Raw genomic sequence first — 26,338 nt, 5'->3', positions numbered from 1 at the left:
CGACGACGCTGCTGGGTCCGTCCATCCGCCGTGGCGACAGCCTTAGTGGCCCGGGCCGTTGTTCTCGCCTGTATTGCCGGGACTCGCGCCCCCCGGCATAGGCAGGTCAATCTGGAAAAAGCGGTCGGCCTTGCCGCCCGATCCCCCGACGCTCAGGACACCGACGACGCGATTCCCCTCGCCCGCCGGCGTCGCCGGGTTGGGCTGGAATCGGACCGCCAGAGTGTCTCCCGATTTCTCCCACGGCACTGGAGATTCGACTGGATCCGCAGAGCCGATCGACGGGTGAAAGAGCAACGAGGCCGCGCCGGGAACCCGGAGCGTCAGTTCCTGCCCCTTCCAAGCCGACTCGACTGTCCCCTTTGGCGGGGCAACCGGGTGGCGGCGTCGTGCCGCGGCAAACAGGCCTGCGTCGGCCGAGGGCTTCGCGTCGGCCGACGGCGCACCGACTTGAACGCTGAGGGAGGCGGTTGTCTCTCCCGGGACGCACACGTCCCGGCAGGCAAAGTAGCCGACCGTGGCCTCGAACGCCACGGACTCCCCGGGGGGCGCCGAGGCCGGAACCTGCACGGGAATGATCAGGACCGTCGGTCCGTGATAGACGCTGTTGATGATGCCGCCGGTCTCTTCGTACCGCTCCGGGGCCGGCCACTGGGCCTGGCCGGTCTGGTACCCCTCGGGCCCCTTGATCGAGTAGGTCACCTGCATCCCGGCCTCGGACAGCCCCGGCCAGTAGACATGCCAGCCGTCCTCCGGCTCGATCACGACGCCAAGGTAGCCAGTGGTCCCGGGGACCAGGGCAGACTGCTCCGCAACCAAGCGTGCCTGCACGGGAGACAGGCGGTCGGCCCGACACGCTCCGCCAGCCGCGGCGATCCCGGCCAACGGGGCAATGACAACGGCGAGTGTGATGAACGGTCCGGGCGTCAGCATCGTGACTTGAGTCTCCACGGCTCGCGCGGCGGCGTCCCAAGGTGAACGTCCCGACCGGGTCTGCTATTCTCTCGATATGACAAGAACCAGGCGAATCCGATCGAACCGGCTCCAAACCGGCATTGCCGCACTCCTTTGTATGGCGGTCGGAGGGGTTGGCTGCACCCCCAGCATCAGCGACAAGGACATCAAGCCAATCAGCATCGGCGAACTCAAGGCCCTGACGGACAGCCCGGAGCGGGCAACCACCCTGCTGCTGGTGGACCCCCGTCCGCCCCAGGAGTACCAGGCCCTCCACATTGCCGGTGCGGTGAACATGCCACTCACAGACGTAAGCGGCGTTCCGAAGGACACCGACCCTGCGATCACCAAGTTCCCCCAGATCGTTGTCTACGGACATGATCCCGCCAGCCCCCCGGCCCGTGCCATGACCAAGCGAATGCTCGCCACCGGCTACGAAAACGTCCGGATGTACTTCGGCGGGCTCGTCGAGTGGAACAGGCTGGGCTACCCCACGGAAACCGGTCCGAAGCCCTGGGGCGATGCCGCCGCGGCCACCGGGCAGTAACCTGGTGGTTACGGGGGGCTTGGCGATAGTCGATTTGCTGAACTGAAGAAAAAAGGGCCGTGATCCGGTGATCACGGCCCCTGTCGCTTGATCTAAAACGAACTCAGATCGACGCGATCGGATTCGCAAGGCCGATCGGGGTCGGCTCTGCGCTCCATCCGCCCTGCAGGAACAGGTCGTAGTGGGAGAACATCGAGGCGAACGGCGTCGGGGCATCGAGCCGCAGCGAGAACGCCGTCGGGGCAACGCGGTTGAGGATCGCCGACTGCTGGTCGATCCTGACATACCCGAACGCGCCGGGCTGGACGTTCACCACGATCGACGACGACGCGGAGCCGTCGGCGAACAGGAAGGTGATCGTCACGTTGACATCGACACCCGCCGGGTTGTACAGCGAGAGTTCCTCGATGTAGTCGATGCCCGCGGTCGCCGGGTTGACGAAGGCATCCCCGATGATCCCGGTGGTCACGGCGTTGACCGGCGTCACCGCTCCGTTGCCGTCGCCGTTGCGGTACTCGATGGCGTGCACCGTAACCGTCTGGGTCGACTGGAAGTGCAGGCCGGCGATCTGGCTGTCCAGGAGCCCCAAGGCGCTCAGGGTGAACGTGGCGCGGGAATGGGCCGCGACGGTCACCGTCCGGTTCAGGTCCGGCAGGTCGACGCGGTTGTAGTCCGCCTTGATCATGATCGTCGCCGCGGTCGAGTTGTCGTTGAAGAACGACAGTGTCGACTCGGTGCCGCTGCCAGTGCGGATCGCCGGGATGACGCCCTCGGTGGCGCCGCCGCGGGAATCGCCCAGCCAGCCGTCGCCGCGTCCTCGGACAAAGTCGTAGGACGAGAGCGACGCGACGATGCCGACATCCGACTGCACCTTCACGGCGAACACGCCGTTGGCCGGGATGGCCGTGTCATCCGTGAAGTTGATGCCGTTTCGACGCAGGGCCTCGACGGTGCGGTTGAAGGACGTGGTCGTCCCGTCGTTGTACGTCAGCGTGATCGTGACGTTGGCGTCGACGCTGTTGGGGTTGTAGAACGTCAGGAAGTCGCGGAACACCGCCGGGTCCTTGTGGGCCTCGGCGAACGTCCAGACCGTCGACGTCTTGTTCGTGAACGACTCGCCCACCGTGACACCGAAGTCGTAGTGGCTGAACGTCCCGCCCAGCGGACCGCTGGCCTGGATCTCCAGGGCGTACGGCGAGCCGACGCGGACGAGGGTCGACGACGGATCTTGATAGTCGCTGACGGTGAACCCGCCGCGGGAGTTCGCGGGGATCGTCTCGGTGATGAGCACCTGGTCGCGGTCGCCCACCTCGTACCTCGCGTACGCGGTGTAGGTGACCGGGTAGGGGTTCGGGTTGACCAGCGGCACGTACTCCTTGATGGTGCTGCCGGCGAAGCCCTCGGGGAAGTACAGGTACGACACGGTCGGCTCGGCGCTCACGCGGAGCGTGTACGAACCGGTGTTGGAGCCCACCTGCTCCACGAGCAGGTAGAAGTCCTCGTCGCCCGTCGTGGTGAACGACGTGGACGCCGTCGCTCCGGGGATCCCCAGGGCGTCGAAGTGGATCTGGTTGAAGTGCTTGTCGAACACGCGGACCGAGGCGTCGAGCGTGCCGCCCGCCGGGGTCACGACCTGCACGAACACGTTCCCGTTTCGCGCTGTGGAGAACGGCGCGGCATGGAACGTGAACAGGTCGGTATCGCCCAGGAAGTTGATCACGCCGGCGCGATCTCCCTCGCCGGTCCGGGCATCCAGCAGGACGGTCGTGGCGTTGGCGAAGTCGCCGGAGTTGGCGTGATCGTCCGGACCGCCGCCACCACCGCCGCCGCCGCCACCTCCTCCTCCGCCACCACCACCGCTGACCGAGCCGGTGATCTTGATGGAGTACGAGCCGGTGAGGTTCACCAGCGGAGCGCCGGGCTCAGGCTGGACAAGCAGGAAGTACGTCCTCCCCGCCGCCGCGGCGTTGAAGGAGAACGTGGCCGTGTCCCCGTCGCCCGAGGACGAGCCGATCGCGACAAAGGTCGAACCATCGATGATGGTGATCTTCGCATCGAGCGTGCTCTGGGGCGTGGTGAGCTGCACCACCATCGGCCCGGAGGCGAGTGAGGTGAACGCGAACAGGTCGGTATCCGAGAACGGAACGATCACGCCGCTCCCGGTGCCGATGCCGGTTCCCGCGGCGAGCACGATCGTGTCGCCCGGTCCCACCAGGCCGTATTCACCTTCGTCGGGATGGTCGTCGAAGGGCAGCGTGGTCAGGTCGACCGAGTACGCGCCAGCGCTGGTCCCCGCATCGGCCGGATTCTCCGGCGCGACCACGACGTAGTACTTCTGGCCCGCGAGCAGGCCCGTTTCGCCGCTGAGGAACGCCGTCCCGAAGCCGTCGCTGTTCGCCGTGGCGATCAGCACCCCGTTGAAGTCCCGGAGTTCAACCTTGGGAGCCAGGTTGCTGACCGGCGTTCGGACCTGGATGAAGTAGCCGCCGGTCGCCGCCGCGGTGAAGACGAACAAATCGTTGTCCGTCGCCCGCTCGATCACACCGGCCCGCGAGCCCGTGCCGATGCCCGACGACGGGTCGTACGAGACGGGGATCTGCGTCGCCACCGGCCTGTCGGTCAGGTTGGGGTGGTCGTCGGTCGGGAGGATCTGCAGTGTCAGGCGGTAGGCGCCGAAGTCCACGCCCGCATTGATGCCCGAAGCAATGAAGTAGTACGGCCGCCCCGCGGTCATCGAGAAGGAAACGCGGGAATCGTTTCCGAGGTTGGCGCCGTCGTCGTTGAAAGCGATGCGCTTGAAGACCGGGTTGCCCGAGGGATCTCGACCAACCTCGTACACCTGAACAAACGGATCGAGCGTCGCCGCCTGCGAGTTGAGGGTGATCGTTGCGACCTCGTAGGTCTCCGACGTGTACACGAACACATCGCTGTCGCCTGCGTCCTCGATCAGGCCGTTCACCACCGCGGTGCCGAAGTACCGGTTTACGGTCAGCGGGCTTGCGTTCGCCCACTGGCTGCCAATGAAAGAACCGTTCGGTGACGGCGATGGATCGAACGCCGTGCGCGCGAAGTCGTCCACCGCGGGCTGGCCCTGCACGGCGAGCGTGTAGCTGCCCTCCGAGGTACCCACACCGTCGACCACGACCAGATATACATCGCCCTTCGTGGCGAACCACTGCAGCGTGACGGCGCCGCCGGCGTTGGTGCCGCCCTGTGCGATCGCCTGCCCGGTCCGGAGGTTGGTGACGTTCACGCCGACACGCAGGGTGCTCGTGGGGTCTGCCGTGAATGTCAGGGTCGTCGGCCCACGCGCGACCGAGGTGAAGTAGAAGGTGTCGATGTCGTCCGGGTTTGCCGCCGTGTTATCGATGACACCCGTGATTGAGCCGCCGCCGTTCGGCGGGTCGGTGATAAGGATCGGGTCGCGCGTCCCGATCGGGATCGGGGACGGGAAGGCGCCGTTGGAGTGGTCGTCGTCGAAGTTGAGCTGCGGCGGGCTGTCAAGCAGCAGCTCATACGCGCCGGTTGCGAACCGCCAGTCGATCAGACTCTCCATCGCGGTCCCGAACATGGCCCTCTGGCTGCTCTCGACTTGGATGTAGTACTTCTCGCCACGGCGGACGTTCACCGCCACGACCGCGTCACGGCGAGTGGCCGTGCGTACGAAGGAGCCGGTTACCTGCGCCTGGGCGTTGCCAAGCACCGAAGGATCGTTGTCGGAGATACCGATCTGGATGAAGTCGTTGCTGAACACACGCAGGACCGAGTCCAGTTTGCTGCTGTACGTCTTGGTTTGCAGGCGATCTGTTTGCTGCGGCAGGTCATTCGACGCATCGGTCTCCCGCTCAAAGAACTCGTCGACAAGGTCGGTCGTGTTTACGCGGACCAGGATCGTTCCGGTCTCCTCGGCGATAAACGAATACAGGTCCGAGTCGGTGATGTGCTCGATGGCCTGCAACTCGCTCCGCTGAATCAGGGTCCTGTACGTTGGGGTCTGACGCCAGTCCCGGATGCCGTAGGCGTTCAGGTTGCCGGCACGGAAGTTCCGCCCGTCTCCGCTCGCGAGATTCCGCTCGATTGCTGGTGCGGCTCCGAATGCCGGAGCGCCTTGCACCTCTCGGTAGTTTGCTCGCAGGTCATCCGGCAGTCCGTCGCCGTTCAGATCTGGGGGCAAGCCCTCGGTCTGGATGACGAGTTCGTATCTCCCAGTCCCGCCGAGGCCGACCACCTCGATGTACAACACCTCACCGCCCCACACCGGAACGCCAATCAGCGCCTGTTCTGTGCCAGGAGCGATGGACGGATCAAACATTCCCGCGGGATCGGTAGTCAGGGGGTTGATTGTCGTCGCGACCGGGCCGAGCCCATCCCCACGGTCAACGTGGTACGGTGCAGCGGCCGAGGTCGGATAGATCTGGTTGAAGTTGGAGTCGTAGACACGGAACCCAACGTCGAGGAAGGCATCCGCAGTGGGGGTAACGATGATGTTCAAGCGAGTTGACGGTCGGTCGTTTCGGTCCCACTCGTTCTCGCTGTTGTCGACAGCCGGATTCTGATCGTCAAACTCGGTAAGCGCAAAGACATTGCCGTCAACGCCCGATCGCAGGGACGTCCAAACAAATGCAAGGACTTGCGGATTGGGTTCGAACGCAAACTGCGCCACATGAGCCGCCGGCTGGCCGCCCGCCGTCGTAAACAGACCGCCCGCATACAACACTTCCTGCACGTCGTTCGCCGGCGGGAAGTCGCTGCCGAGCCGCGGAATGCCCGGTTCCTGGCCATCGTTCCGCACCACGGTAAGAGCGCGTACCGAGGCGTTGAATCCGCCCCGGAAGTCCATCACGCCCCAGGCATAAGCCGAGCCGGCGAGGTTGAGCCCCCACGCCGAGATTCGCTGGGCCCCGATGCCCCCGGCGGTCGTAAAGTCGCCGCCGGCGACGACCACCGGTCGGAACGAGTCTTGTCCGAACACATCCGGCGGGTCCCATACCGTGAGCGCGTGGACCACATTGTTCACGCCGGTCCCCATCGCTTCGTACAACAACCGCGGAGCGAATGCCGCCAGCGCCGGGTCGGCGTTGGCGTCGCCAAAGTCGGTCGATGCCTTGCGGCCGTACTTGATGATATTCAGCGTGTTGATCGTATATGAAGCGGCCGAGTTGACGGTGACACTCGTGAACTGACCGCCGATGATCAGTTCGGGCGCATTGTTCAGTCCTTCAACGTCCGGTGGGTCGTACACCGTCAGCGCGTTGACCGAGGCTCCAGCGCTGAAGGTGACTGTTGGATTGGTGCCGTTGGGTGCGAAGTCCGGCTTGCCCCAGAAGTGCCCGTTCCACGTTGCGAGTACACCCTGGCCTGTGCCGCCCGCGTCAGTGAAGTTGCCGCCCACCCACAGGGTGTTCGCCGGCGCCGGCACATCGCGCACCAACGGGAGCGCCGGAGGGCCAGCGCTTGCCTCGCGCCGGTCTCCAGCGTCTTGCGGCTTGTACACCGCCAGTGCCCGTACCGAACCGCCTGTAACACCGGTTGTAATCGGCGCAAACGCAGCGCCGTCGAATGTTGCGATCGCGTTTGCTGCCGTTCCACCGATATTCGCAAAGTCGCCGCCAACGACGAGAACCGAGCCGGAGGGATCCGGCCGCAACACCGCCGGCTCAGTCGGGCCATCCGGGTCCCACGCCTCAGGATCGAACACTGTCATCGCCCGCACTGGCTGGTCCGCGCCGCCAACATCGAACCAGGTGTAGTGGTTGAGCAGGGCACTGAACCCCCACACGGCGAAGTTCTGGATCGCGACCGGACCGAACGGCCCGGGGACCACCAAGTTGAAATCTCCGCCGACGAAGAGGAACGGCTGCCCAATCAGCGGCGGCGTGTACACCTGCATGGTGTAGATCTCGGCCGTCGGTGTGCCGGGCGTCGCGGGGTTGTCTACGAATCCGAACCGATCGAGCGGTGCCGGCTGCCCCGTCAGGCCCTGCCGGCCGATGGCCCAGTAGTCGCCTGCGTCCCACGCAGTGACCCCACGCGAGTTAACCGGCCTGAAGTTCGTGGCCTGCGGATCGCCCTGGCTGAACGCTCCCCCGATATACAGAGCGGTACCGACATCGTCGTTGTTGCCCGCATAGCCACCGAGCATATCCACAGGAGGAGTGAACTGGTACAGGTCGCTGTCGGCACCCTCATAGATTCGGCCATCGGCGGTTCCCTGGATGACATACGGGTGGTCTAGGATTGGGTTGCCGTCGAAGCCGTCAAATAAGGTCGTCACCCCGTTGAACGTAATCGGAGTCGCGGCCTCGGTGGTGAATCCGGCCGGAGGCAACGGCACGCCGTCGTCAACCGGGATGTTCGGATCGAACGTGTGATGGGCCTCGATGTAGAGCCCAAATGCGTCCGAGGTGACGTCGTCGAACCCGTCGACCACAACGAAGTACGTCTGGCCGCCCACGAGCTGGATTTCGACCTGCGCATCAAGTGACAGGCCGAAATCGTCGTTGAATCCGATAAAACTGCCCGAGTTATTGAAAACCCGGATCGATACATCCTGCGGGATCGGGCCTCCCTCGTCGCGAGCGGTAATGAACGAGAGGCCTGTTCCCTGGGCCACGAACCGGTACAGCACGCTGTCCGCATGATTCGCCAGCGCATTATGCGCTTCGCCCCGACGGACCACGGGGTCCATCGGGGTGTCGAGTTCATTCGCCACCATCCGCACCCGCAACTGGTAGCGGCCGACGGACGGGAACAGCGCACTGTCTCGCAGATCGTCGCTACGGACGCGGATGTAGTACGTCGAGTTGGGTGCGGACTTGAACGTTGCGAACGCGTCGTTCAGGAATCCCGCCTCGATGTCCGACGAGATTAACCTGCCAGCCGAGTCGTACACCTCGAGGTGCGTGTCGACCGGTCCCCCCGGAAGCGCTGGGGCATTCCGGCGAGACCGGGCGGTGATGGTCGCGAGGCTGTCATGCTCGATCCCTGCACCCGTGGTAACCCTATAAACCTGCTCGTCCTGCCGGAACGCGATGATCGGATCCGTTGCCGGGTTAGGCTCGCCCCCGGGAGGATTCGGCGGGTCCGGCATCAGATCAGCGGACCCACTCCCATCCAGCGCCAGCGCCGTCGTCTGCGTTGCCACCCGCACCGTGTACCCGCCGCTCGTCGAGTTCTGCCCCACCACGTTCACGTAGTACGTCTGGCCCGCCGTCGCGATGAAGCCCGCCCATCCATCCGGCGCCGGGTTCGGACGCGTGGTCGAGAGAATCCCGTTGTCGTCCCCCTGTGCCGGGTTGGCCGGCGTCACCGAGCCAGGCGCGACGAACGTGCCGTCGCGAGTCAGCACCTGCCCTGCCGCGTTGTAAATCCGGATCCGCGAGTTGAGCGAGCCGCCCGACGGGATCGTGTCCGCCAGCACGCGCACAAAGTCGGTCGTCGTCGGTGTGAATCGGAACAAGTCATCGTCCGAGATCCCTCCGATGACGCCGGTGGCGGTCCCACTCCCGCCGCCGTCCAGCGTGACCTGCGTGCCCGACGTCGGAGTCAGCGGCAGCGCGAAACTCGGGTGATCACCCGCGAGCAGCACGCGCGCTTCGAGTTGCTCGAACATCGGATGCGCTTCGGGATCCGCGGCGGCAACGCTCCGCCCCGCACGGGTCACCAGTGAACGCGCGGACCGCGAGCCCGCTCGACCAGTCAAAAGGTCAAGCAGCGAACGATTGTGAGTGCTCATGCCAGACTCCAAGCGGTTTGACACTCCCCCGTGCGTCGAAAGAGTGGGCGTTTCGACGCGGGCGTCTTCCGTAAACAGGTTGGTCGCAAGCGGTTGTGTACCGCCCGACGCCAGTGTAACGGAACCAGGGGACATTCGTCCAGCGGCTCCAACCGGTTCCCTCACGAGTCCACCTGGCCCGCCCACAAGTGGCTTTTCTGATCCCCTCGGTTCTCACCAAGGCTAGTGGTCACTATCCAGATCAGGGGAGGGTCGCTCCGGCACCGGTTTCATTCACCGTGGCACCATGGGCAACCCCAGGGCCCGTCGGACAGCCCCCTCGGCCAGCAGCGACGTCGAGTCGTACACCGGCAAGGGCGAGTTCTCCGCCGTCACCAGCAGCGGTGCCTCGGTACATCCAAGGATCACCCCTTCGCACCCGTTGTCCGCGAGGTGGCGGATGACCTCCAGCACCTTCCGCTGCGACTCTGGCTTGCTCACCCCGTAGACAAGTTCCCGGAACACGATCGAATCGACGAGGTGCGCCTCCTCCTCACGGGGGACCAGCACCTGCACCCCCCGCAGACCAAGGTGGGTCTGGTAGGTCGATCCGAGCATCACCATCCGCGTCCCGATAAGGCCAACGACCTTCCGCCCATCCGCGGTCACGGCATCCGCGACCAGATCGGTCATCGTCAGCCAGGGAATCGGCGAGCCGACCTCGGCCAGGTGCACCGCGTGCTGCATCAGGTTGTCCGGGATGATGCAGAAGTCAGCCCCCGCCTGCGCGAGCACCGTAGCCGACCGTCGCAGCAGCATCCCCACCGCGTGCCAGTCGTCCCGGACGACCGCCTCTATATAAAGCTCAAACGGCTCGTTGTGGAGCGTGACGATCGGGTGACCCGCATCGCCCACCAGCCGCGTCGCAGACCGGAAGATCTGGCGATAGCACAGCGCCGACCCTTCCGGGCTGACCGCGACGATGCCGATGTGCTTGCCCACTCTGAAGACCTCCGGCCATGGCCCCGCCCAGCATCGGCATTGAACAACCCATAGTCTCGCCCCGCGGTCCCCGAGTCAACGCAGCCGCGGGCGGTTCGCGTACAGTTTCCCTGTGCCCGACGACCCCTTCGATACTCTCGAACTTCCGGCCCGGTTCGACCTGGACCCCTCCGAGGTGCAGCGAAAGTACCTGGCGCTCTCCGCCCGCTTCCATCCCGATCGCGCCGCCGGGAACCGGGGGGATGCGACGAGCGGGTTGTCCCAGCCCGATGACCACGCCGAGATCTCCCGGCTCAACGCGGCCAAGCGGGTTCTCGACGACCCCGAGCAGCGGGCCGAGGCGCTCTTGAAGCGGCTCGGAGGTCCCGCCGCCGGTCAGGACCGCACCCTCCCCCCGCAGTTCCTGTCCGAGATGCTCGATGTGCGAGAGCAGATCGAGCAGGCCGCCGCGAACCGCGATGCCGCCGCCTTTGAGCGCTGGGAGGACTGGGCCGCCGATCGGCGCCGGTCGCACATCCGGGCGGTCGCTGATCACTTTGCCCGCCACGCCGCCGACCTTGCTTCCAAGCACCTCCACGCCATCCGCCTGGAGTTGAACGTCTGGCGCTACACCGAGCGGCTTCTCGAGCAGCTCGACGGGGGCGAGACCCGGTCCGGCCCTGGAGCCGCGCGGACGTGACCCCCGCCACCGCCCCCCGACAACCCGTGGGCGCTCGATGGACCTGACTTCACTGCCCATCGTGCTCGCGCTCCTGGCCCTCACCGCCGCCTCCGCGGCGAGTTCCGCCTCGGAGACCGCTCTCTTTGGCCTCAACCACGCCGATCGGATCCGACTCCGGCGCGCGGCGCCGCGCATCGACCGCGTCGTCGCCGGCCTTGTGGCCCAGCCGCGCGGCCTGATCATTGTCATCCTGCTGGTCAACAACATCATCAACATCTCCTACTACTCCCTCACCTCGGCCCTCGTGCTCCGCGCCCCGAACCACCTCCTTGCCGCGGCGATCAATGCGGTCGCCGTGATCTCCCTCGTCGCCTTCGGCGAGGTTCTGCCCAAGCTGTTCGCCTCGTCGGCGCGCGCCGGCGCCTGCGCCCTGCTCGCGGTCCCGGTCAGCGCAGCGTTCCGCCTGCTCCGCCCGGTTCGGGTCGCCATCGAGCGGTTCATCATCGCACCGCTGACCCGCCTGGCCCGCCCCCACGACCAGGACAACACGCTCACCGTCCAGGAACTCTCCGCCCTCGTCGAACTCGGCCGGCGCCAGGGGGCCATCGATCCCGGCGAGCAGGAGGTGCTCGCTCAGGTCCTCCAGCTCGGCACCCTCCGCGTCCGCGACGTCATGACGCCGCGCACCCGCGTCATCTGGCTCGACCTCCCGCTGAGCCCCGAACGAGTCGCCGTCGTCGTCGCTTCAACCCGCCTGACCAAGATCCCCGTCCGCCGCCGCCACAACCTGACCGGCCCCGCCGCCGTCCACGTCATCGGCCTGCTCAACACCAAGCGGTACCTCGCCGCCGCGGCCGCCGGCATCTCAGTCCCCCGTACCACTGATTTCATCGAGCCCGTCCGCTACGTCCCCCAGACCGCCCGCCTCGACCAGCTCCTGGAGCACTTCCGCACCAGCGGGACCCAGTTCGCCTTGTGTGTCAGTGAACACGGCGATGTCGTCGGCTCCGTCAAGATCGAGGACGTCGCCGAACGCCTCGTTGCCGAACTCCCGGTCGATGAGCACGGCGCCCCGGACACCGACGACATCGTGCAGATCGCCCCGGGCCGCTGGCTTGTTCCCGGCCGCCTCAGCGCCCGCGACTGGGCCGAACTCTTCGGGCAGGTCGCCGACACCAGGGTCACCACCGTCGCCGGCCTCGTCCAGGCCCGCCTCGGCCGCATCCCGGCCAAGGGCGACACGGTCGAGATCGGCAACATCTCCATCGAGGTCGATTCGGTCGTCGGCAAGGTCGCCGACCGCGTCCTCGTCTCGCTGGCCGCCCCCGCCGCGAGCACGGAGCCATCCCGATGATCACCGACACCATGCTCGGATGGATCATGGTTATCGTGGGCCTCGTCGGCTCGGCCCTGTGCAGCGGCACCGAGACCGGTCTCTACACGCTCAACCGCGTTCGTCTCAGCGTCCAGACCGCCCCCGGCGCCCCCGCCAACCGCCGCGCCCGCGCTCTCAAGAACGAACTCGACAAGCCCGAGCGGGCCCTCGCCGTCCTGCTCATCGGCAACACCCTCTTCGGCAGCCTCGCCGCGACCGGTGTCGGCATCCTCCTCACTCTCGCCGGATACAGCGAACCCGCGGCGGTCCTCCTCAACATCCTCATCCTCACACCGACGATCATCATCCTCGCCGAGATCATGCCCAAGGAGCTCTTCCGGCTCGAGGCCGACCGCTGGACCCCCGCACTCGTCCCCTTCCTCGTCGGCATGCGCCTCCTCTTCACCATCCTCGGCATCATCCCCCTCATCCTCCTCCTGATGCAGGCGTCCAAGCGAGCCCTGCGTCTCGGCGAGCAGGCCCGGATCAGCAGCGGCCGCGAGGCCGTCGCCAACCTCCTCAAGGAAGGCGCCCGCCACGGCCTTCTCTCCGAGTCCCAGACCAGCCTGCTCGATCGCGCCCTCGCGATGCGAACCACCACCGTCGGCGACGAGATGGTCCGCTGGCCGCGCGCCCGCACCATCGAGCAGCACCTCGACCGTTCGCGACTCCTCCAGTTCCTGACGCAGAGCACCTTCTCGCGCTTCCCCGTCGTGGATCCCTCCGGCCGCGTCGTCGGCGTCGTCGAGCACCTCGATATCTCGCTCTACCCCAAGCGCCCGCTGCAGGATCTCATGCGACCTGTTCTCGTCCTCCCCCCGCACATCACCGTTAGGGAGGCCCTCCGCCTCATGGGCGAGCACGGCGGCAAACTCGCCGTCGTCGGCAGCACCGCCCGCCCCCTGGGCATTGTCACCGCCAAGGATCTCGTTGAGCCCCTCATCGGCGAACTCGGCGCCTGGTAAAGGACCACCCATGAACGACACACCATCCCGCCGCCGCCCCCGCCGATTCTCCTTCCTGATCCCCATCCTCGCGATCATCGCCCTGCTCATGGGGCTGCAGTGGTGGGCCGGCCGCAGCGCCGAAACCCCGCCCGCCTTCCGCGTCACCACCACCCTCGCCGAGGCCGCCTCGCACGCCACGGAGTCCAACCGCCCCGTCCTCGTCTTCGCCACCGCCTCCTGGTGCGGTCCCTGCCAGGTCTTCAAGCGCGGCGCCCTCGCCGACGCCGGCATCAACAAGTGGATCACCGACCACACCGAGCCCGTCTACCTCGATGTCGACAAGCACCCGCAGGACGCCGCCGAACTCGGTATCCGCTCCATCCCCGCCCTCGTCGTCCTCCGAGGCGACTCAATCGTCGCCTCCCACAGCGGCGTGATGGGCGCCCCGGCCCTTCGCTCCTGGCTCGAAGAGTCCGCCGCGGCTGCTCCCGCCCCTGCCATCCCTACGCCAGCGGGTTGACAAACAGCCCCGTCGCCAGCTTCGGATAGAAAAACGTGCTCTTCTGCGGCATCAGTTCCCCCGCGCGGCTGATCTCCCGCACCGCCTCCAGCGGCGTCGGCCTCACAATCACTGCCAACTGCGCATCCCCCGCGCCTCCGCCGCCGCTCCCCTTCTCCTTCCCCTCCCCGATCTCGATCATCTCCTCGATCGAATGCGGGAACGCCCACTTCACCGCCTCGCCGCCGTTGAGCGCCGGCTGGCAGATCCCCTCCACGATCACGTACTGCACGATCGCCACATCAAGGTTCCGCCACGCCGGCACGCGATCCGGAAACCTCTTCGCCAGCGGGTCCGCCGCCGCCGGGCTGCACACGTAGCACCGCCCCGCCGCGAAGTCGTACAGCCCCAGCACCCCCGCCTCGCCCCCTCGCTTCGCCATCTCCCCCTCGATCTTCCCCACATCGCCCCCGCACTCGCGGATCTCCAGCACCCCCTTCGCCGCCGCGGCGAACCGCTCGAACGACCACTCCTTCATCCCTCCCAGCACCCGGTGCGTCGGCCCGATCACCATCCCCGGGTCGCTCATCGAGACCAGCACAAACATGCACCGCCGCGCCGGATGATCGCGCCCCACCGCCCCCTCCGCCTCGAGCCCCGTGAGATAGTTCAGCGCCGTCGTGTACCGGTGGTGCCCATCCGCAATGAACACATCCTCTCCCCGCAGCGCCGCCTGGTACGCCTCGATCATCGGCGTCTCGTCCACCGTCCACGCCTCGTGAGTCACCTCCCCGCCAAACCCAGCCTCCGTCCGCGCCGTCGCATCAGGCCCGCGCGACGACATGATCCGCTTCAGCAGCCCCGTCGCCTCCCCTCGCTCATCCTGGTGCAGCCCGAAGATCGGCGACAGCTGCGCCCGCGTCGCCCCCATCAGCGCCATCCGGTCCTCCTTCGGACCCGAGAACGTCTCCTCGTGCGGCAGCACCCCGCCCGCGCCAGGCCTCGGCCCGAACGGCACCACCTCCAGCGTGCACGCCATCCCCGTCCGTTCGTGCAGCGACCCCGCGAATGTGAACCGCTCCCGGTACACAAACATCGCCGGCGCCGACCGCTGCGTCAGCGTCCCATCCCCCAGCCATCCCCGCAGCGCCGCGGCTGCCCTCTCGTACACAGCATCCGGCCCGCGCTGCTTCGCCGGCAAGTGCGGCAGGTCGATCGCCACGATGTTCTTCGCACTCTGCCGCAGCAGCGCCCCCTTCGACCCCGCATCCAGCACGTCGTACGGCGGCGCGATCACCGCGCTCACATCCGCGGGCGCCCCGGATCGTCCCCTGGTCATCGTCGTGTACTGCACCGCGCGAAACGGAAAAACCTCGGGCATGGCGTCGTCCTTCATCCCTTCCCCCGCCGCGCGAGTATAAGAGGTTGAGCTCCCCTCACGCACCCCCGCGCTATCCCACAAGTCCGCCAGCAATCACCAGTTGCGACGATCCCGCCCCGCGCCGCCCAACCCTCTGAATTCCCGAGTTTTCACTGTATCTGCACGCTATTCCGATATGCTGGTATTGAAATGTCTGGGGCGGTGGGGGGTCACCGAGGGCAACGCATGTATTTCATCACGGAAATGTGGATGCCGATCGTGCTGTCCGCCGTCGCTGTGTTCATCGCGTCGTCGATCATCTGGATGGCCACCCCCATCCACAAGGCGGACTTCAAGGCCCCGCCCGATGAGGCCGGCCTCATGGCCTACCTCCAGCAGAACCCCCATGCACCGGGCGTCTATTACGTCCCCTGGTGCCAGGGCCAGAACATGAAGGACCCCGCCTTCCTTGAACGCTTCAACCGCGGCCCCTGGGCCCTCCTCACCGTCATGTCCGGCAAGCCCAGCATGGGCCGCTGCCTCACCCTCTGGATGCTCAATCTCCTCGTCGTCTCCATCCTCATCGGCGTCGCCGCCCGCTGGACCATCCCACACGGCCCCAACTCCCCCAGCAACCAGATCCTCTTCTACGGCCTCGCTGCGATCGCCCTCCTCCCTTACGTCGGCATGGCCGCGCAGAACACCATCTGGCTCGGCCAGTCCTGGCGCCACGCCGTCGTCAAGGTCTTCGACGGCGTCGTCTACGCGGCGATCACCGCCGGCATCTTCCTCTGGCTCTGGCCCCGCACCTTCGTCCCCCTCGCAGGCTGATATCCTCAACGACGTTCGCCGCGTGTGGGCGCGGAGCCTTGGGGCAGGGGTGCAGTGGGGGGATGGCAACACACGAGGCCCGGTGTGCGTCGCACCCGGGCCTTGGTGTTTCAGCGTCTGCGCTTCCTGCAGATGCAGCCGTGGAGATCGGTCACAAGAGCCCACTGCACGATCACACTCCAGCCGCCCACATACTGCTCACCATCAGCTCGCGGCACCCCGACACCCTCGCATTTGCCTGGTCCTGCGGCTGACCCCCGCCCTCGGCCTCCCCTCTTGGTGGCCCGGATCTCCGAGCCGGGCCGTCGCCCAGGCCCCGCCACTCCCCAAGTAAACGGCAAGACCACCAGGCGCTGCCGGACCCCAGCGCGATCGACCTCCGATTGCGCGGGCCCCGAATCTGCGGCAGGGTTAGCACCAACGCGTCACAGCTCTCCGGAACCGGCCGGACGGTGAGCCGGAGGAGAGGGGGCGGCTTGGACCAGGGCCGGCAGTTGACGCCGACATCGTGCCACCGACTCAACCGGCTCTGCGGTTGAGCCAGTGCATCCCGCCCCCCGCACCACCGCGCAGCGCCCAACGATCCCCTCGCCGGAGGGAGTTGCAGAGGGAACCAGCGGGTTCCCTCTGCATCCGCAACAGCCACGCGTACTAACCCCGCGCCAACCCCACCCACCACCACAGATCTGTGGCCCCCACCCCCGCCCTTGCATCCCTTCGAGAGTTCGTTAGTCTCGTCGCCCATGATCCGGAAACCCTTCGACCAGCACGAACCCAGGTCCACCGACATTCTCAACCACGCCGGCTGGACAGCGGAGAAAGATCTCGCCCACTTCCTCGCCCGTGAGTACCACACCGCCGTCGACATCTACGTCTTCAATGGCCTGCGTGTCCCCGACCGCGCGGGCGGCTTCACCCAGATCGACCACCTCATCCTCTACCGCCACGGCATCGCCATCATCGAGTCCAAGAGCGTCTCCGGCAAACTCACCGTCGACCGCCTCGGCCAGTGGCAGCGCACGTGGCGATCCAACCCGGGCAAGCCCGAGAACATCGCCGATCCCCTCGCACAGGCAGACCGCCAGGCCCGCTCGCTCCGAGTCCTCTTGGACACGGCAGAGCCGCCACTCATGAGCAAGACGCTCGGCCTGCTGCAGACGAGATTCGGCGCGTTCCCCATCCTCACCTTCGTCGCCATCAGCACCAACGGCCGATTCGCAGGCCACACCAAGCCCTACGAGACAAGCGTCCTCAAGGCCGACCAGATCACCAAGCGAATCAACGAGCAGATCGCAACCCACCTCCGCGGCAGCGGCTTCAAGGGCATGCTCCGCGCAGGGATTGGCGACGAGGCCACGGACTTCACCCTCTCTGATGCGGAACTCTCCCGCATCGCCGACTACCTGATGAAACAGCACACCCCGCCAGCGACCTCCACCCGCGCCCCGTCCCAGCCCACTCCCGCCGCGTCAATCCGCATCGACCGCCTCGAAGCCCTCTCCTGCGCGAAGTGCCGCAGCATCAACGTCCAGGTGGAATACAGACGCGACTACTGCCTCAAGTGCGCCGACTGCGGCAAGTACTCTCCGCTCGCCTACACCTGCCCCCTCTGCGGCAAGCACGCCAAGATCCGCAAGAGAGGTGCCGAGTTCTACCGCGACTGCGACCGCCCCGACGGCTGCCGCCAGCACACCGTCTTTGTGCGGACAAGCTAAGCGTGCAAGGCGCACCGGCAGCGGCCCGGAACCCGACCAACCCCGCACGCCTGCCTTTCCCGCCGGAGGGAGTTGCAGAGGGAACCAGCGGGTTCCCTCTGCATCCGCGACCCGTCGCCTCGCATCCACTCACCACAGAGTTGCCCGCTCGCGCGGCGACCGGCCCGCCGTCACTCGCCGCGCACCAACTCACGAGCAACTCGGATCTCTCCACCTTCCCAGGATTCCATCCGGCATCGAACAACACTGCCAGCCGTAAGCTCCCAGACGTCATCCGCTGCACCCCCTCGGCCGCAATCAGCCGATATTCATCGTTGCCCATGTGCTCTGCGATCACAGGACGCACACGGCGAACGCCTTCATGTGCAAGCTCTACGTAGATCAGGAGGCGGCGGATATCGTTGTACTAGAAGCGGTCGGAGCGGAGATTGCCCGCGGCGGCGGTGTCGGCGTATCAAAGCCTGCCAATCGGGGGGCAGCTTGTTGCCCAACTCGGCGACCTGTGTGCCGCGAGCTCCACGCCAACGTGACGGTCAACCACACCGCACGAGACCATCGAAGACCTCGCCCCTCCAACTGGGCTACTTCAGCCCGCGCAAGCCTCCGATCGCGTTGGTGATCTCCTTTGCAAGCCCCTGCGCAGTGTACAATACCTGGAGGCCACACGGTTCCACACGCGATGCGAGCTCAACCCCATGCTCGTCATAGTATCTCTGAGTCGTAAATACTAATGATCGAAAGCAATGTATATCAAATAATTCGCCATCAAAAAACCCCCTGTTGTCAATTAATTCTACCAATCTGTGATGCCAAAGTTCGCCTGAAACAATCACCGGTGGCATCAGCAAGTCGTTGACAAAAAGCCTTTGTGGCGGCAATGGTCGATTATTTTTGTATTTAAAAACATACAGTAAAGTGCCAAGCCAATCATTGGCAAGCGGACTAGCGACAGCCGATGTGTTGATTACTCTAGAGAACAACCACTCGTTGTCCCGCAGAGACATCGCCATGATATCGCCTCTGCTTGGCTTCCATCGCGACTCAGATGCGCTGCGAAGACCAATGGTCATTACTCGAGACCTCTCGCCTAGTGTCGTGAACCGAAGGAAGCCGCACGATGGGCCGCCACGCTGGTGAACACGCCGCGGCGGACCAGGGCCCGCAGTTCCTCCCGTTCCACTGCGGTCAGGTTCAACGGCTTCCGTGTGCTCATCGCTCGACTCCAGAATACCCCGGAGTCGATTCGCGCCTCCCCCGAACAGTTGCGACTTCCCAGATCAGGACACTAGCGGGGCGACTGACCCATCTCGTCTGCCGGGCCTCTTCAACTGGTAAGGCGCGGCGTTTCATTGATGAAGCAAGGCAAACATGCAGGAACGCGGCTTTGCCCCCTCCACCGAACCCAACACCCACTCCCCGCCGGAGGGAGTCGCAGAGGGAGTCAGCATGGTTCCCTTTGCACCCACAACCCTCCGCCCACCGCAAGGCCCTCGCGCAACTCCTCACCAAGTCACCACTTGCGGGCTTTTTCACATTCCTATCAAAACCCTATTGACGCACCGTTAAAAACCCGTATTCTGGTCGGTCATGCTCAGCCTCCCCTCCTTCAACCCCTCCCCCGACCTCGCGGCCAAGATCCTCGACTCCGTCACCGACCCCACCCTCACCCTCCGCGACGTCGCCGATCTCCATAACACCACCGTCGAAGCCCTCGTCCTCTGGTTCGCCGAGCCCGAGATCGCCGAGCGATTAGATCACATCGAATCCACCATCGCCCGCCGCACCCGCATCGTCGCCAGCAACTTCCTCCCCGCGGCGACCATCGCGCTCGGCCGTTCCATTGACGAGCACAACTCAGACGAATCCCACTTCCCCGTCCGTCCCGGCGACCAGCGCGGCCTCGAACTCCGCCGCCGCTCCCGCGAAACCGCCCGCCGCGCCGCCGCCCTCCTCCTGCGCCTCGCCAACTTCACCCCAGGCCCGCGCCGCGGCACGTCCTACTCCGCGTCCCCGGCGCCCCGACCACCCTCTCATGCCCCGCCGCCCCCACCCGCTCCCGTGGCGGACCCACCACCCAATCCGAACCCCGTGCCGTCCCCCATCCCGGCAACCGTCCAAGCGGCCACGCCCCTGCCGGCCTGCGACGGCGCCCGCCCGCGGACCGAGCCGTACGGACGCCCATGGGAACCAGACCGGGCCCTGTGCGTCCAACCATCGGCGCGTTACAGGCCACGGCCCCCTTGAAGCGGCCTCAGTCGGAGGCTTTGCAGCATGCGATTCGCAGCCGCCGCCCTCGCACTCACCTGCGCCGCTGTCATTTTTGCATCCCCCGCCCCGGCCTCCGCACAGGACCGCCTCGCTGAGATGGCGCCCGCTGTGGAGTGGTCCACCCTCGGTCCGACCGAAGCCGCGGAGGAAGCCGCCCGCCAAAACCGCCTCCTGGTCCTCTACCAATACGAGCCCAACAGCGCCGACGCGGCATGGATGGAGCAGTACACGTGGCGAAACCCCACCCTCGCCGCGTACATCCGCTGGCACTGCATCGCCGTCAAGGTGCCGGCGCCATGCACTGGCGTCTCCATCTTCAAGGGCAAGAAGTGCATGAAGCGTCTGTACTGCGAGGAATCGCCCTACGCGGCGAACGAGGGGATGCTCCCCTCGGCACTCACCAGCGGCCGCAAGATCCCAAAGCCGCCGAAGATCTGCCCCGGCGCCGTCAGCATCCTCTTCCAATCCGACTTCGCCATGGAGCGGATCCGTTCCACCGACCCCGTCTGGTACGAGTTCCACAACCTGAAGAACCCGCCCCCCGAGCCCCCGCCGATGCCCACCGGCTTCTACGCCATGGACGACGGCCTCGGCGAGTCCGTCCGCGACCCCGGCCCCGAAGACGGCCCCGTCGATCTCTGGCAGCGTCTCGACGACGCCCGCCGCGCCGTCCGCGTCGGCAACCTCTACGCGGCGACCGGCCTCTACACCTGGCTCTGGGAACGCGCCGCCGAACTCGACCCCGCCTTCGGCCCCGCCCGCCGCGGCGCCCTGGCTTCCGAGATCGCCGACCTCGCCTCCCGCCGCCCCGGCGCCAAGGAGCGATTCACCCAGATCCGCGATGCCCGCAGCGCCCGCATGCTCTGGGCCGACTACGACGAGATGGTCGAGTGGGGCGTCCTGGGTTCGATGGTCGCCGACGACGAACTCGTCGTCGAGTGGTTCAACATGGTCATCAACAGCGACGCCGAAGCCGCGATGATGCCGCGCGCCGACAAGATCGCGTACAACCTCATGCTCGCGCGAGAGCGCCTGGCCGACAGCTACGAACTCGGCAAGGACCCCGTCGGCCGCATCTCCCGGATCGCCGCTATCGCGGCGGGCGCCCGCCCCCGGAACGTCCAGCCGGAGGACTGGCCCGGCCTGCAGGCGTTCGTCCGGACGTACCTCGTCGACGAGGCCTGCCGCCTGCACGCCGCCTGCCTCCGCGCCGGGCGCGAGGGCGACGCATGGCAGATCGCGGACCTGCTGCTCAAGCAGGCCGGCACCCCGCTCGCACGCCGGTCGCTCGTGACCACCGCCCTCGTCGCCGGCCAGCCGCGGCAGCGGCACGCGGCGATCCTTGGCGAGGCCGACAACGACCTGCGCGCCCGGCTCGCCGCGGCCCTGAATCCACCGGTGGTAGACTCCCGCGACCCATGAACTTCTACGTCGGCACCAGCGGGTTCGCGTACAAGGAATGGAAGGGCTCGTTCTATCCCGAGGACCTGCCGGCCAAGGCGATGCTGCGCTTCTACGGCGAGCGATTCCGCGCCGTCGAGATCAACAACTCGTTCTACCGGATGCCGACAGTGTCGGTGCTCGAATCGTGGGCCGCGGAGGTGCCGCCCGGGTTTCGGTTTGTGCTGAAGGCTCCGCAGCGGATCACGCACTTCCAGCGGCTCAAGGGGTCCGAGGAAACGGTGACAGATCTGTTCAAGGTCGCCGCGGTGCTGGGCGATCGGTTGGGCCCGGTGCTGTTCCAGTTGCCGCCAAATATGAAAAAGGATGTGCCTCGTCTGCGGGACTTCCTGGCGCTGCTGCCGCGGGGTCGGCAAACGGCCGTCGAGTTCCGCCATGCCTCGTGGTTTGATGACGAGGTGCTCGGGCTGCTGCGCGAGCACAACACGGCGTTGTGCCTGGCGGAGGCCGAGGACGGCGTGGAGCCGCCCTTCGTGTCGACGTCGGGATTCGGCTACCTGCGGCTGCGGCGGCCGGATTACGGCCCGAAGGAACTCAAGGCTTGGCTCGCGAGGGTGCAGGGAACGGATTGGAGCGATGTGTTCGTGTTCTTCAAGCACGAGGATGAGGGAACGGGGCCGAAACTGGCGGCGAAGCTCCTGGACTTGGCGGGGGAGGGTGGGGCGGCGAAGAAAACGACGCGGCGAAGGGTGTAGTGACGCGGGGCGGGTCACTCGTCGAACTCGAATGATTGTTCGATGCGCGGGACGAGGTTGGGAGGCTCGTTCGGGGTGGTGCGGACGGTGAGCACGCGCAGGGTGCCATCCTTGACGTGAAAGATGAAGATGGCCTCGGAGGAGGTAACAGGTGCGCGCCCGGCCTTGGGGATCCTGGTGCGGTCAATCCGGAGGCCCTGCTGGCCGCGGGCATTAGTGAAGGGGCGGGCGTCGATCTCATACTCGTTCGTCGCCCTCCAGAAATCAGGGATTGCGATGAGTTGCTCGGGCGTGATGGACTGGTTGTCGGGAACGCCGATCGATGAAGATCCAAAGAAGAGCGACGGCCGTGGCTGGGGCCTGATGCCGGGACGTGAGGGAAGGAGTGGGGGTGAGATCAAGCGGCCGCTGGGTTTCTCGTCGTCGAGCGATGCCGAACGGAGCCATTCGCCGGGGTAATCGAAGTGGGCGTCCTCGCCGCGGAAGGTCTTCCAGACACCCGGGGTCGGTCGCTCGCGGACGACGGGGAAGGCACGGGCTGTCGCGGCGATCGCGTCGACATCGGGCAGTCGCGAGGGTGCAACGCTGTAGGCGCTGATGACGATAAGGCGGTCGGGAAAGGCCTCGAGAAGATAGATGACATGCGAGGAATCGGGCGCAAGGAATCGTTTGCCGCGGCGACCGTCGGCGAACTCAAAGTCCGTTGTGAGCAGGATGTTGTTGTTGTGCTCCGCGAGGTAGCGGCGGGCGGAGGGGGATGGCGATTCGACGACAGAGAGGTTCAGAGTGCAGCGCGGCTCCGCGCCGGGATGTGGAGCGGGAGCATCTTCGGGCGGGTAGATACTGAGTATCCAGTGATTAGTGTCGTTGGTGGCAGGGCCTGCACGGGGGTGGTACGAGGAGTCGACCGAGGTGCACGTCCCGTAGAAGCGGGGCCAAGAGCCTGGGTATTGAAGCGAGACGCCGAGGACGGATGAGGTGAATACGCGGGGCTCGGGGCCAAGGGCTGGGGACTGGGGCGTGCTGCCGAGCGGCGCGGGTTCGATCGGCGGGGCCGGTGCGATGGCGGAGGCGATCGCAAGGATTGCGACTGCAAGCCACGCGGCAGCACTGCCGGAAGGCGTGCGGGGCGATGGAATGTGGTGTCCCCCGACCATGCAGGGCAGTGTACCCGAGGCAGGGAATTCGTGTCAAGACTACGAGAATGTAACAAGCGAAGTGAGCGTGCACAGGTGTGCGTGCAGGTCAGACGCGCGCTGAGATGACATGGGTCGGTGTGTGCGGGATACTCCGACGGTTTGCTCCATCCATCGTGCTTCGCGGGCAGGTGCGGCATGGATGGGAGCGGCACCTGGTTGATTTGGATGCCACGGAGATGGAGGGGGCGATTCAGCGTTGGAGGCTGGTTCCCACTCGGGAGCCCGAGGTGTACAGGCTCTCGCGCTGGGCGGTGATCCCGGTCGGTGTCGCGGTGATTCCGCTCTTCGTTCGCTACCGAAGGCACCAGTTGCTCCGCCGTTGCCAACGGCTTCGGGCGGAGTGGGGGATCTGACGGCGGCTCGTGTGGGTGTCGGGCTGAGCCGCTGGTGGGTGCGATAACCGGTGTGTGATTGGTGGGCAGATTGCCCAGACTTCCAGAGTTGTTGCCCGTTTAGTACAAATGCTGGATTTCTCTATTCTGCTCGCTGATTTTGGGGCACATTTACTACAGCGCTCGGGGTTTTCCTCGGGTGCGGACTGGCCGTCATGATTGAGAGAGGGAGAGAGACATGCGTTCCATGTTGTTGCGTTCGTTCGGCTGCGCTGCCGTTCTTTGGGCCGCGGGGGCTGTGGTGTCGGTGGCGGAAGGGAGCGTGACGTTCACCGGGTCGGGGGTGAATCCCATCAACAACAACAACCCAATCGCGGGGAGTGTTGAGTTCGCGATCAGCGGCAACGCGCTGATCGTGACGCTGACCAACACGGCGACGAGCGACGTCACCGTGCCTTCGGACGTGCTGACGGCGGTGTTCTGGTCGATGAACATCGGCGCCTCGTCGCTTACGCGAACGAGCGGGCTGCTGGCGCCGGGGTCCACGGTGTTTTATGATCCGGATGGCCAGCCGGCGGGGGGCGTCATCGGCGGCGAGTGGGCGTACAGGTCCGGCCTGTCGTTCAACGGCGCCTCTTTCGGGATCAGTTCTACGGGCATCGACCTGTTTGGGCCGGGCGATTTGTTCCCGGGCCCGGACCTGGCGCCGCCCACGAGCCCCGACGGGCTGCAGTACGGGTTGCTTTCCGCCGGCGACAACACGGCGACGGGGAACGGCGGTATCACGGGGAGCGGGGGGCTCATCAAGAACGCCGTGGTGTTCACGCTGACGGGGCTGCCGGCCAACTTCTCGCTCGACTCGATCTCGAACGTGCTTCTGCAGTACGGGACGGATGTTTCGGAGCCGCGGATCCCCGCGGTGCCGGCACCCGGCGTGCTCGGGCTGCTCGCCGCGGGCGGGGTGATGGCGGCGCGTCGGAGGCGGTGATTATTCAGCCGAGAGCGATTGGCGTGACCGCACGCGCCGCTTCTTGCTGGCTTCCCGCTTGCGGCGTTTGCGGCTGCGCGAGGGGAGTTTGTTCATCAGGCTGTCGCCCCAACTGGCGTTGAGGCGGGTGACGTTCTCGCTCCCGTTCTTCATTGGCGCGATCCGGGTACTGGCAGGTGCGCTCAGGCGTCGGGAGGTGAGACCAGGAAGAAACGGCCGACGATGGCGTCGAATTTTTCGCCGTGGGCGTCCTCGAACTGGTACTCACCTTCCATGGTTCCCCAGGGGGTTCCCAGGGGGCAGGAACTGGTGTACTCGAAGAACTCGCCGGGGGCGAGGTCGGGCTGGTGGCCGACGACACCTTCGCCGCGGACCTCGTGGCGTTCGCCGTCGGAGTCGACGATAAGCCAATGGCGGGAAAGGAGTTTGGCGCGGATGGCGCCGTCGTTGGTGATGCGGATGTCGTAGGCGAAGACCCAGCGGCGGCCCTGCCAAGATTCGCCTTCACCGGACTGTTCGGGGAGGAATCGAGGGGTAACGGTGATGCGGATGCCGCGCGTGGTGGTGTCCGAGCCCAGACGGGTGGAGTCGGGGGATCTGGCGAGTGGGGAGGATCGTTGGGGCATTGGAGATTCCCTGCGGGCCTTGCCGCGGGGAAGAGTAGGGGGAGCGGGGTGCAAGGGGCGGATCAGAAGGAGAAGATGCGGTTCCAGTCCTCTTTCATGCGGATAACGGTCCAGCCGCGCTTCTGGGCCTCGTCGTAGAGGGATTGGGGGAACTCGCCGATGTGGGTCTCGGGAAGGCCGAGGGCGGGCCCGTAGGCGTACTCGCGGTCGGCGTCGTTGTGGAGGAGGAGCATGCCGAGGCGGGCGCCGGGGCCGGCGGTGGTGTACTCGAGCATCTGGCGGTCACCGTCGGAGTTGCCGAAGGCGGCGTGAGGGCGGCGGCCGATCATGAGGTGGATGCCCTCTGGCTTGCCGCCGTCGTTGTCGTTGAGGAGGAGGTGCGGCTCTTTGGTGAGGATGGGGGCGCCCGCCGCGTCATAGCCGAACTTGGTCGCGGCGATGGAGCCGACGACTTGTTCGGGCGGGATGCCGTAGACGCGCTCGGCGAAGACGCGGACGAAGTCCTGCCCGCCGCCGGTGACAATGAAGGTCTTGTAGCCGTTGTCGCGGAGGTAGGTGAGAACTTCCTTCATCGGCTGGTAGGCGAGGTCGGTGTAGGGGCGGTTCCAGCGCGGATGGCGGGCGGTCGTGAGCCAGTGATCGACATCCTCGCGGAACTGGTCGACGGTCATGCCGGTGAGGGTGGCGGCGAGGATCTCCATGAGGGCGTCCATGGAGAGGGCGGCAATGGCCTTGCGGTCTCCGGAGAGGACGGTCTTGAAGGGTTCGCGGTCGCGGAGCTCGGGGCGCTGCTGTGCGACGATGGGAACGCGGTCGAAGCAGTAGGCGAGTTGGGTGTAGACGGGGTGCTCGACCCAGAGGGTGCCGTCCTGATCGAAGGTGGCGATGCGCTCGGGGGCGGGGACGAAGTCCGGGTTGCCGCGGGAGGTGGTGTTCGTGACAAAGGTGATGATGGCCTGCTTGGCTGGGCCGTCGTTCCATGAGGGAAGGGGGTCGACGGCGCGCGGCGAGGCGAGGCCGAGGAGGGTGGTGGCGAGGAGAAGGCAGGCGAGCATGGCGACAGCGGTGCGGTTCATGGCGAGCTCCACGGCCCGTTGCTGAGGGCGTCATGGGTACAGTACCGTCGTCACCTGCATGGAGGGTTGGGCGGGGTGCCCGCGATGG

General features: G+C 66.2%; 20 protein-coding genes. 11 read left to right on the top strand and 9 right to left on the bottom strand.

Annotated elements, in window-relative coordinates; translation table 11 throughout:
* Positions 1 to 42: 42 nt before the first annotated feature.
* Positions 43 to 933 (bottom strand): hypothetical protein, encoded by an 891-nt coding sequence (locus tag KF745_03685; GenBank protein ID MBX3357509.1) that lies wholly within the window; start codon positions 931 to 933, stop codon positions 43 to 45.
* Positions 934 to 1,009: 76 nt separating this feature from the next.
* Here KF745_03685 and KF745_03680 point away from each other — a divergent pair, with 76 nt between their 5' ends.
* The gene (locus KF745_03680; GenBank protein MBX3357508.1) at positions 1,010 to 1,501 is read left to right on the top strand and encodes a rhodanese-like domain-containing protein; all 492 of its coding nucleotides are present in this window, start codon (positions 1,010 to 1,012) and stop codon (positions 1,499 to 1,501) included.
* A gap of 103 nt (positions 1,502 to 1,604) precedes the next feature.
* Here KF745_03680 and KF745_03675 read toward each other — a convergent pair whose 3' ends face one another.
* Positions 1,605 to 9,236: a hypothetical protein gene (locus tag KF745_03675; GenBank protein ID MBX3357507.1), complete on the bottom strand. Its 7,632-nt coding sequence runs from the start codon at positions 9,234 to 9,236 to the stop codon at positions 1,605 to 1,607.
* Between the two features lie 273 nt (positions 9,237 to 9,509).
* On the bottom strand, positions 9,510 to 10,217 hold the full coding sequence (locus KF745_03670; protein ID MBX3357506.1) for an amino acid racemase: 708 nt from the start codon (positions 10,215 to 10,217) through the stop codon (positions 9,510 to 9,512).
* Between the two features lie 112 nt (positions 10,218 to 10,329).
* On the opposite strand from KF745_03670, the gene KF745_03665 reads away from it, so the two are divergent.
* Genes KF745_03665 through KF745_03650 form a run of 4 tightly spaced genes read left to right on the top strand, consistent with a single transcriptional unit; the run spans position 10,330 to position 13,720 of the window.
* The gene (locus KF745_03665) at positions 10,330 to 10,896 is read left to right on the top strand and encodes a DnaJ domain-containing protein (GenBank protein MBX3357505.1); all 567 of its coding nucleotides are present in this window, start codon (positions 10,330 to 10,332) and stop codon (positions 10,894 to 10,896) included.
* A gap of 37 nt (positions 10,897 to 10,933) precedes the next feature.
* Complete coding sequence (locus KF745_03660; GenBank protein ID MBX3357504.1) at positions 10,934 to 12,232, top strand: DUF21 domain-containing protein; 1,299 nt, start codon at positions 10,934 to 10,936, stop codon at positions 12,230 to 12,232.
* On the top strand, positions 12,229 to 13,218 hold the full coding sequence (locus KF745_03655; protein ID MBX3357503.1) for a DUF21 domain-containing protein: 990 nt from the start codon (positions 12,229 to 12,231) through the stop codon (positions 13,216 to 13,218). The genes KF745_03660 and KF745_03655 overlap by 4 nt, the downstream gene beginning before the upstream one ends.
* Positions 13,219 to 13,228: 10 nt before the next feature.
* Positions 13,229 to 13,720, top strand: a complete 492-nt coding sequence (locus KF745_03650) for a thioredoxin family protein (GenBank protein ID MBX3357502.1) — start codon at positions 13,229 to 13,231, stop codon at positions 13,718 to 13,720.
* Here KF745_03650 and KF745_03645 read toward each other — a convergent pair.
* Complete coding sequence (locus KF745_03645; protein ID MBX3357501.1) at positions 13,704 to 15,080, bottom strand: DUF1015 domain-containing protein; 1,377 nt, start codon at positions 15,078 to 15,080, stop codon at positions 13,704 to 13,706. The two genes, KF745_03650 and KF745_03645, sit on opposite strands and share 17 nt — an antisense overlap.
* Before the next feature lie 249 nt (positions 15,081 to 15,329).
* Here KF745_03645 and KF745_03640 point away from each other — a divergent pair, with 249 nt between their 5' ends.
* Both KF745_03640 and KF745_03635 read left to right on the top strand, forming a co-directional pair.
* A complete protein-coding gene (locus KF745_03640; protein ID MBX3357500.1) occupies positions 15,330 to 15,890 on the top strand; it encodes a hypothetical protein in 561 nt (186 codons plus the stop codon).
* A 743-nt stretch (positions 15,891 to 16,633) separates the two neighbouring features.
* Complete coding sequence (locus KF745_03635; GenBank protein ID MBX3357499.1) at positions 16,634 to 17,605, top strand: NERD domain-containing protein; 972 nt, start codon at positions 16,634 to 16,636, stop codon at positions 17,603 to 17,605.
* 581 nt (positions 17,606 to 18,186) lie between these two features.
* Here the strand turns inward: KF745_03635 and KF745_03630 are convergent.
* Complete coding sequence (locus KF745_03630; protein MBX3357498.1) at positions 18,187 to 18,615, bottom strand: hypothetical protein; 429 nt, start codon at positions 18,613 to 18,615, stop codon at positions 18,187 to 18,189.
* Positions 18,616 to 19,192: 577 nt separating this feature from the next.
* Between KF745_03630 and KF745_03625 the strand changes: the two genes are divergently transcribed.
* The 3 genes from KF745_03625 to KF745_03615 are packed head-to-tail and all read left to right on the top strand — an operon-like array spanning position 19,193 to position 22,029.
* A complete protein-coding gene (locus tag KF745_03625; GenBank protein MBX3357497.1) occupies positions 19,193 to 19,849 on the top strand; it encodes a hypothetical protein in 657 nt (218 codons plus the stop codon).
* Positions 19,850 to 19,876: 27 nt separating this feature from the next.
* The gene (locus tag KF745_03620) at positions 19,877 to 21,295 is read left to right on the top strand and encodes a hypothetical protein (GenBank protein ID MBX3357496.1); all 1,419 of its coding nucleotides are present in this window, start codon (positions 19,877 to 19,879) and stop codon (positions 21,293 to 21,295) included.
* Positions 21,292 to 22,029: a DUF72 domain-containing protein gene (locus KF745_03615; GenBank protein ID MBX3357495.1), complete on the top strand. Its 738-nt coding sequence runs from the start codon at positions 21,292 to 21,294 to the stop codon at positions 22,027 to 22,029. The genes KF745_03620 and KF745_03615 overlap by 4 nt, the downstream gene beginning before the upstream one ends.
* Positions 22,030 to 22,043: 14 nt before the next feature.
* Here the strand turns inward: KF745_03615 and KF745_03610 are convergent, their stop codons facing one another.
* Entirely contained in the window at positions 22,044 to 23,186 is a 1,143-nt protein-coding gene (locus KF745_03610) for a hypothetical protein (protein ID MBX3357494.1), read from the bottom strand.
* 612 nt (positions 23,187 to 23,798) lie between these two features.
* On the opposite strand from KF745_03610, the gene KF745_03605 reads away from it, so the two are divergent.
* Entirely contained in the window at positions 23,799 to 24,548 is a 750-nt protein-coding gene (locus KF745_03605) for a hypothetical protein (protein MBX3357493.1), read from the top strand.
* On the opposite strand, the gene KF745_03600 is transcribed toward KF745_03605, so the two are convergent.
* From KF745_03600 to KF745_03590, 3 genes are all read right to left on the bottom strand, one after another.
* Positions 24,549 to 24,701 carry a hypothetical protein gene (locus tag KF745_03600; protein MBX3357492.1) on the bottom strand — a complete coding sequence of 51 codons (153 nt, stop codon included), beginning with the start codon at positions 24,699 to 24,701 and terminating at the stop codon, positions 24,549 to 24,551. It abuts the gene before it with no gap.
* Positions 24,702 to 24,730: 29 nt separating this feature from the next.
* Positions 24,731 to 25,174 (bottom strand): Co2+/Mg2+ efflux protein ApaG, encoded by a 444-nt coding sequence (gene apaG, locus KF745_03595; protein ID MBX3357491.1) that lies wholly within the window; start codon positions 25,172 to 25,174, stop codon positions 24,731 to 24,733.
* 62 nt (positions 25,175 to 25,236) lie between these two features.
* Positions 25,237 to 26,250 carry a haloacid dehalogenase-like hydrolase gene (locus KF745_03590; GenBank protein ID MBX3357490.1) on the bottom strand — a complete coding sequence of 338 codons (1,014 nt, stop codon included), beginning with the start codon at positions 26,248 to 26,250 and terminating at the stop codon, positions 25,237 to 25,239.
* Between the last annotated feature and the right edge of the window lie 88 nt (positions 26,251 to 26,338).

The organism is Phycisphaeraceae bacterium, assembly GCA_019636655.1.
In the GTDB taxonomy this organism is placed as follows: domain Bacteria; phylum Planctomycetota; class Phycisphaerae; order Phycisphaerales; family UBA1924; genus JAHBXB01.
The sequence above is the reverse complement of the archived record's forward strand: the minus strand, read 5'-3'. Positions and strand labels throughout refer to the sequence as shown.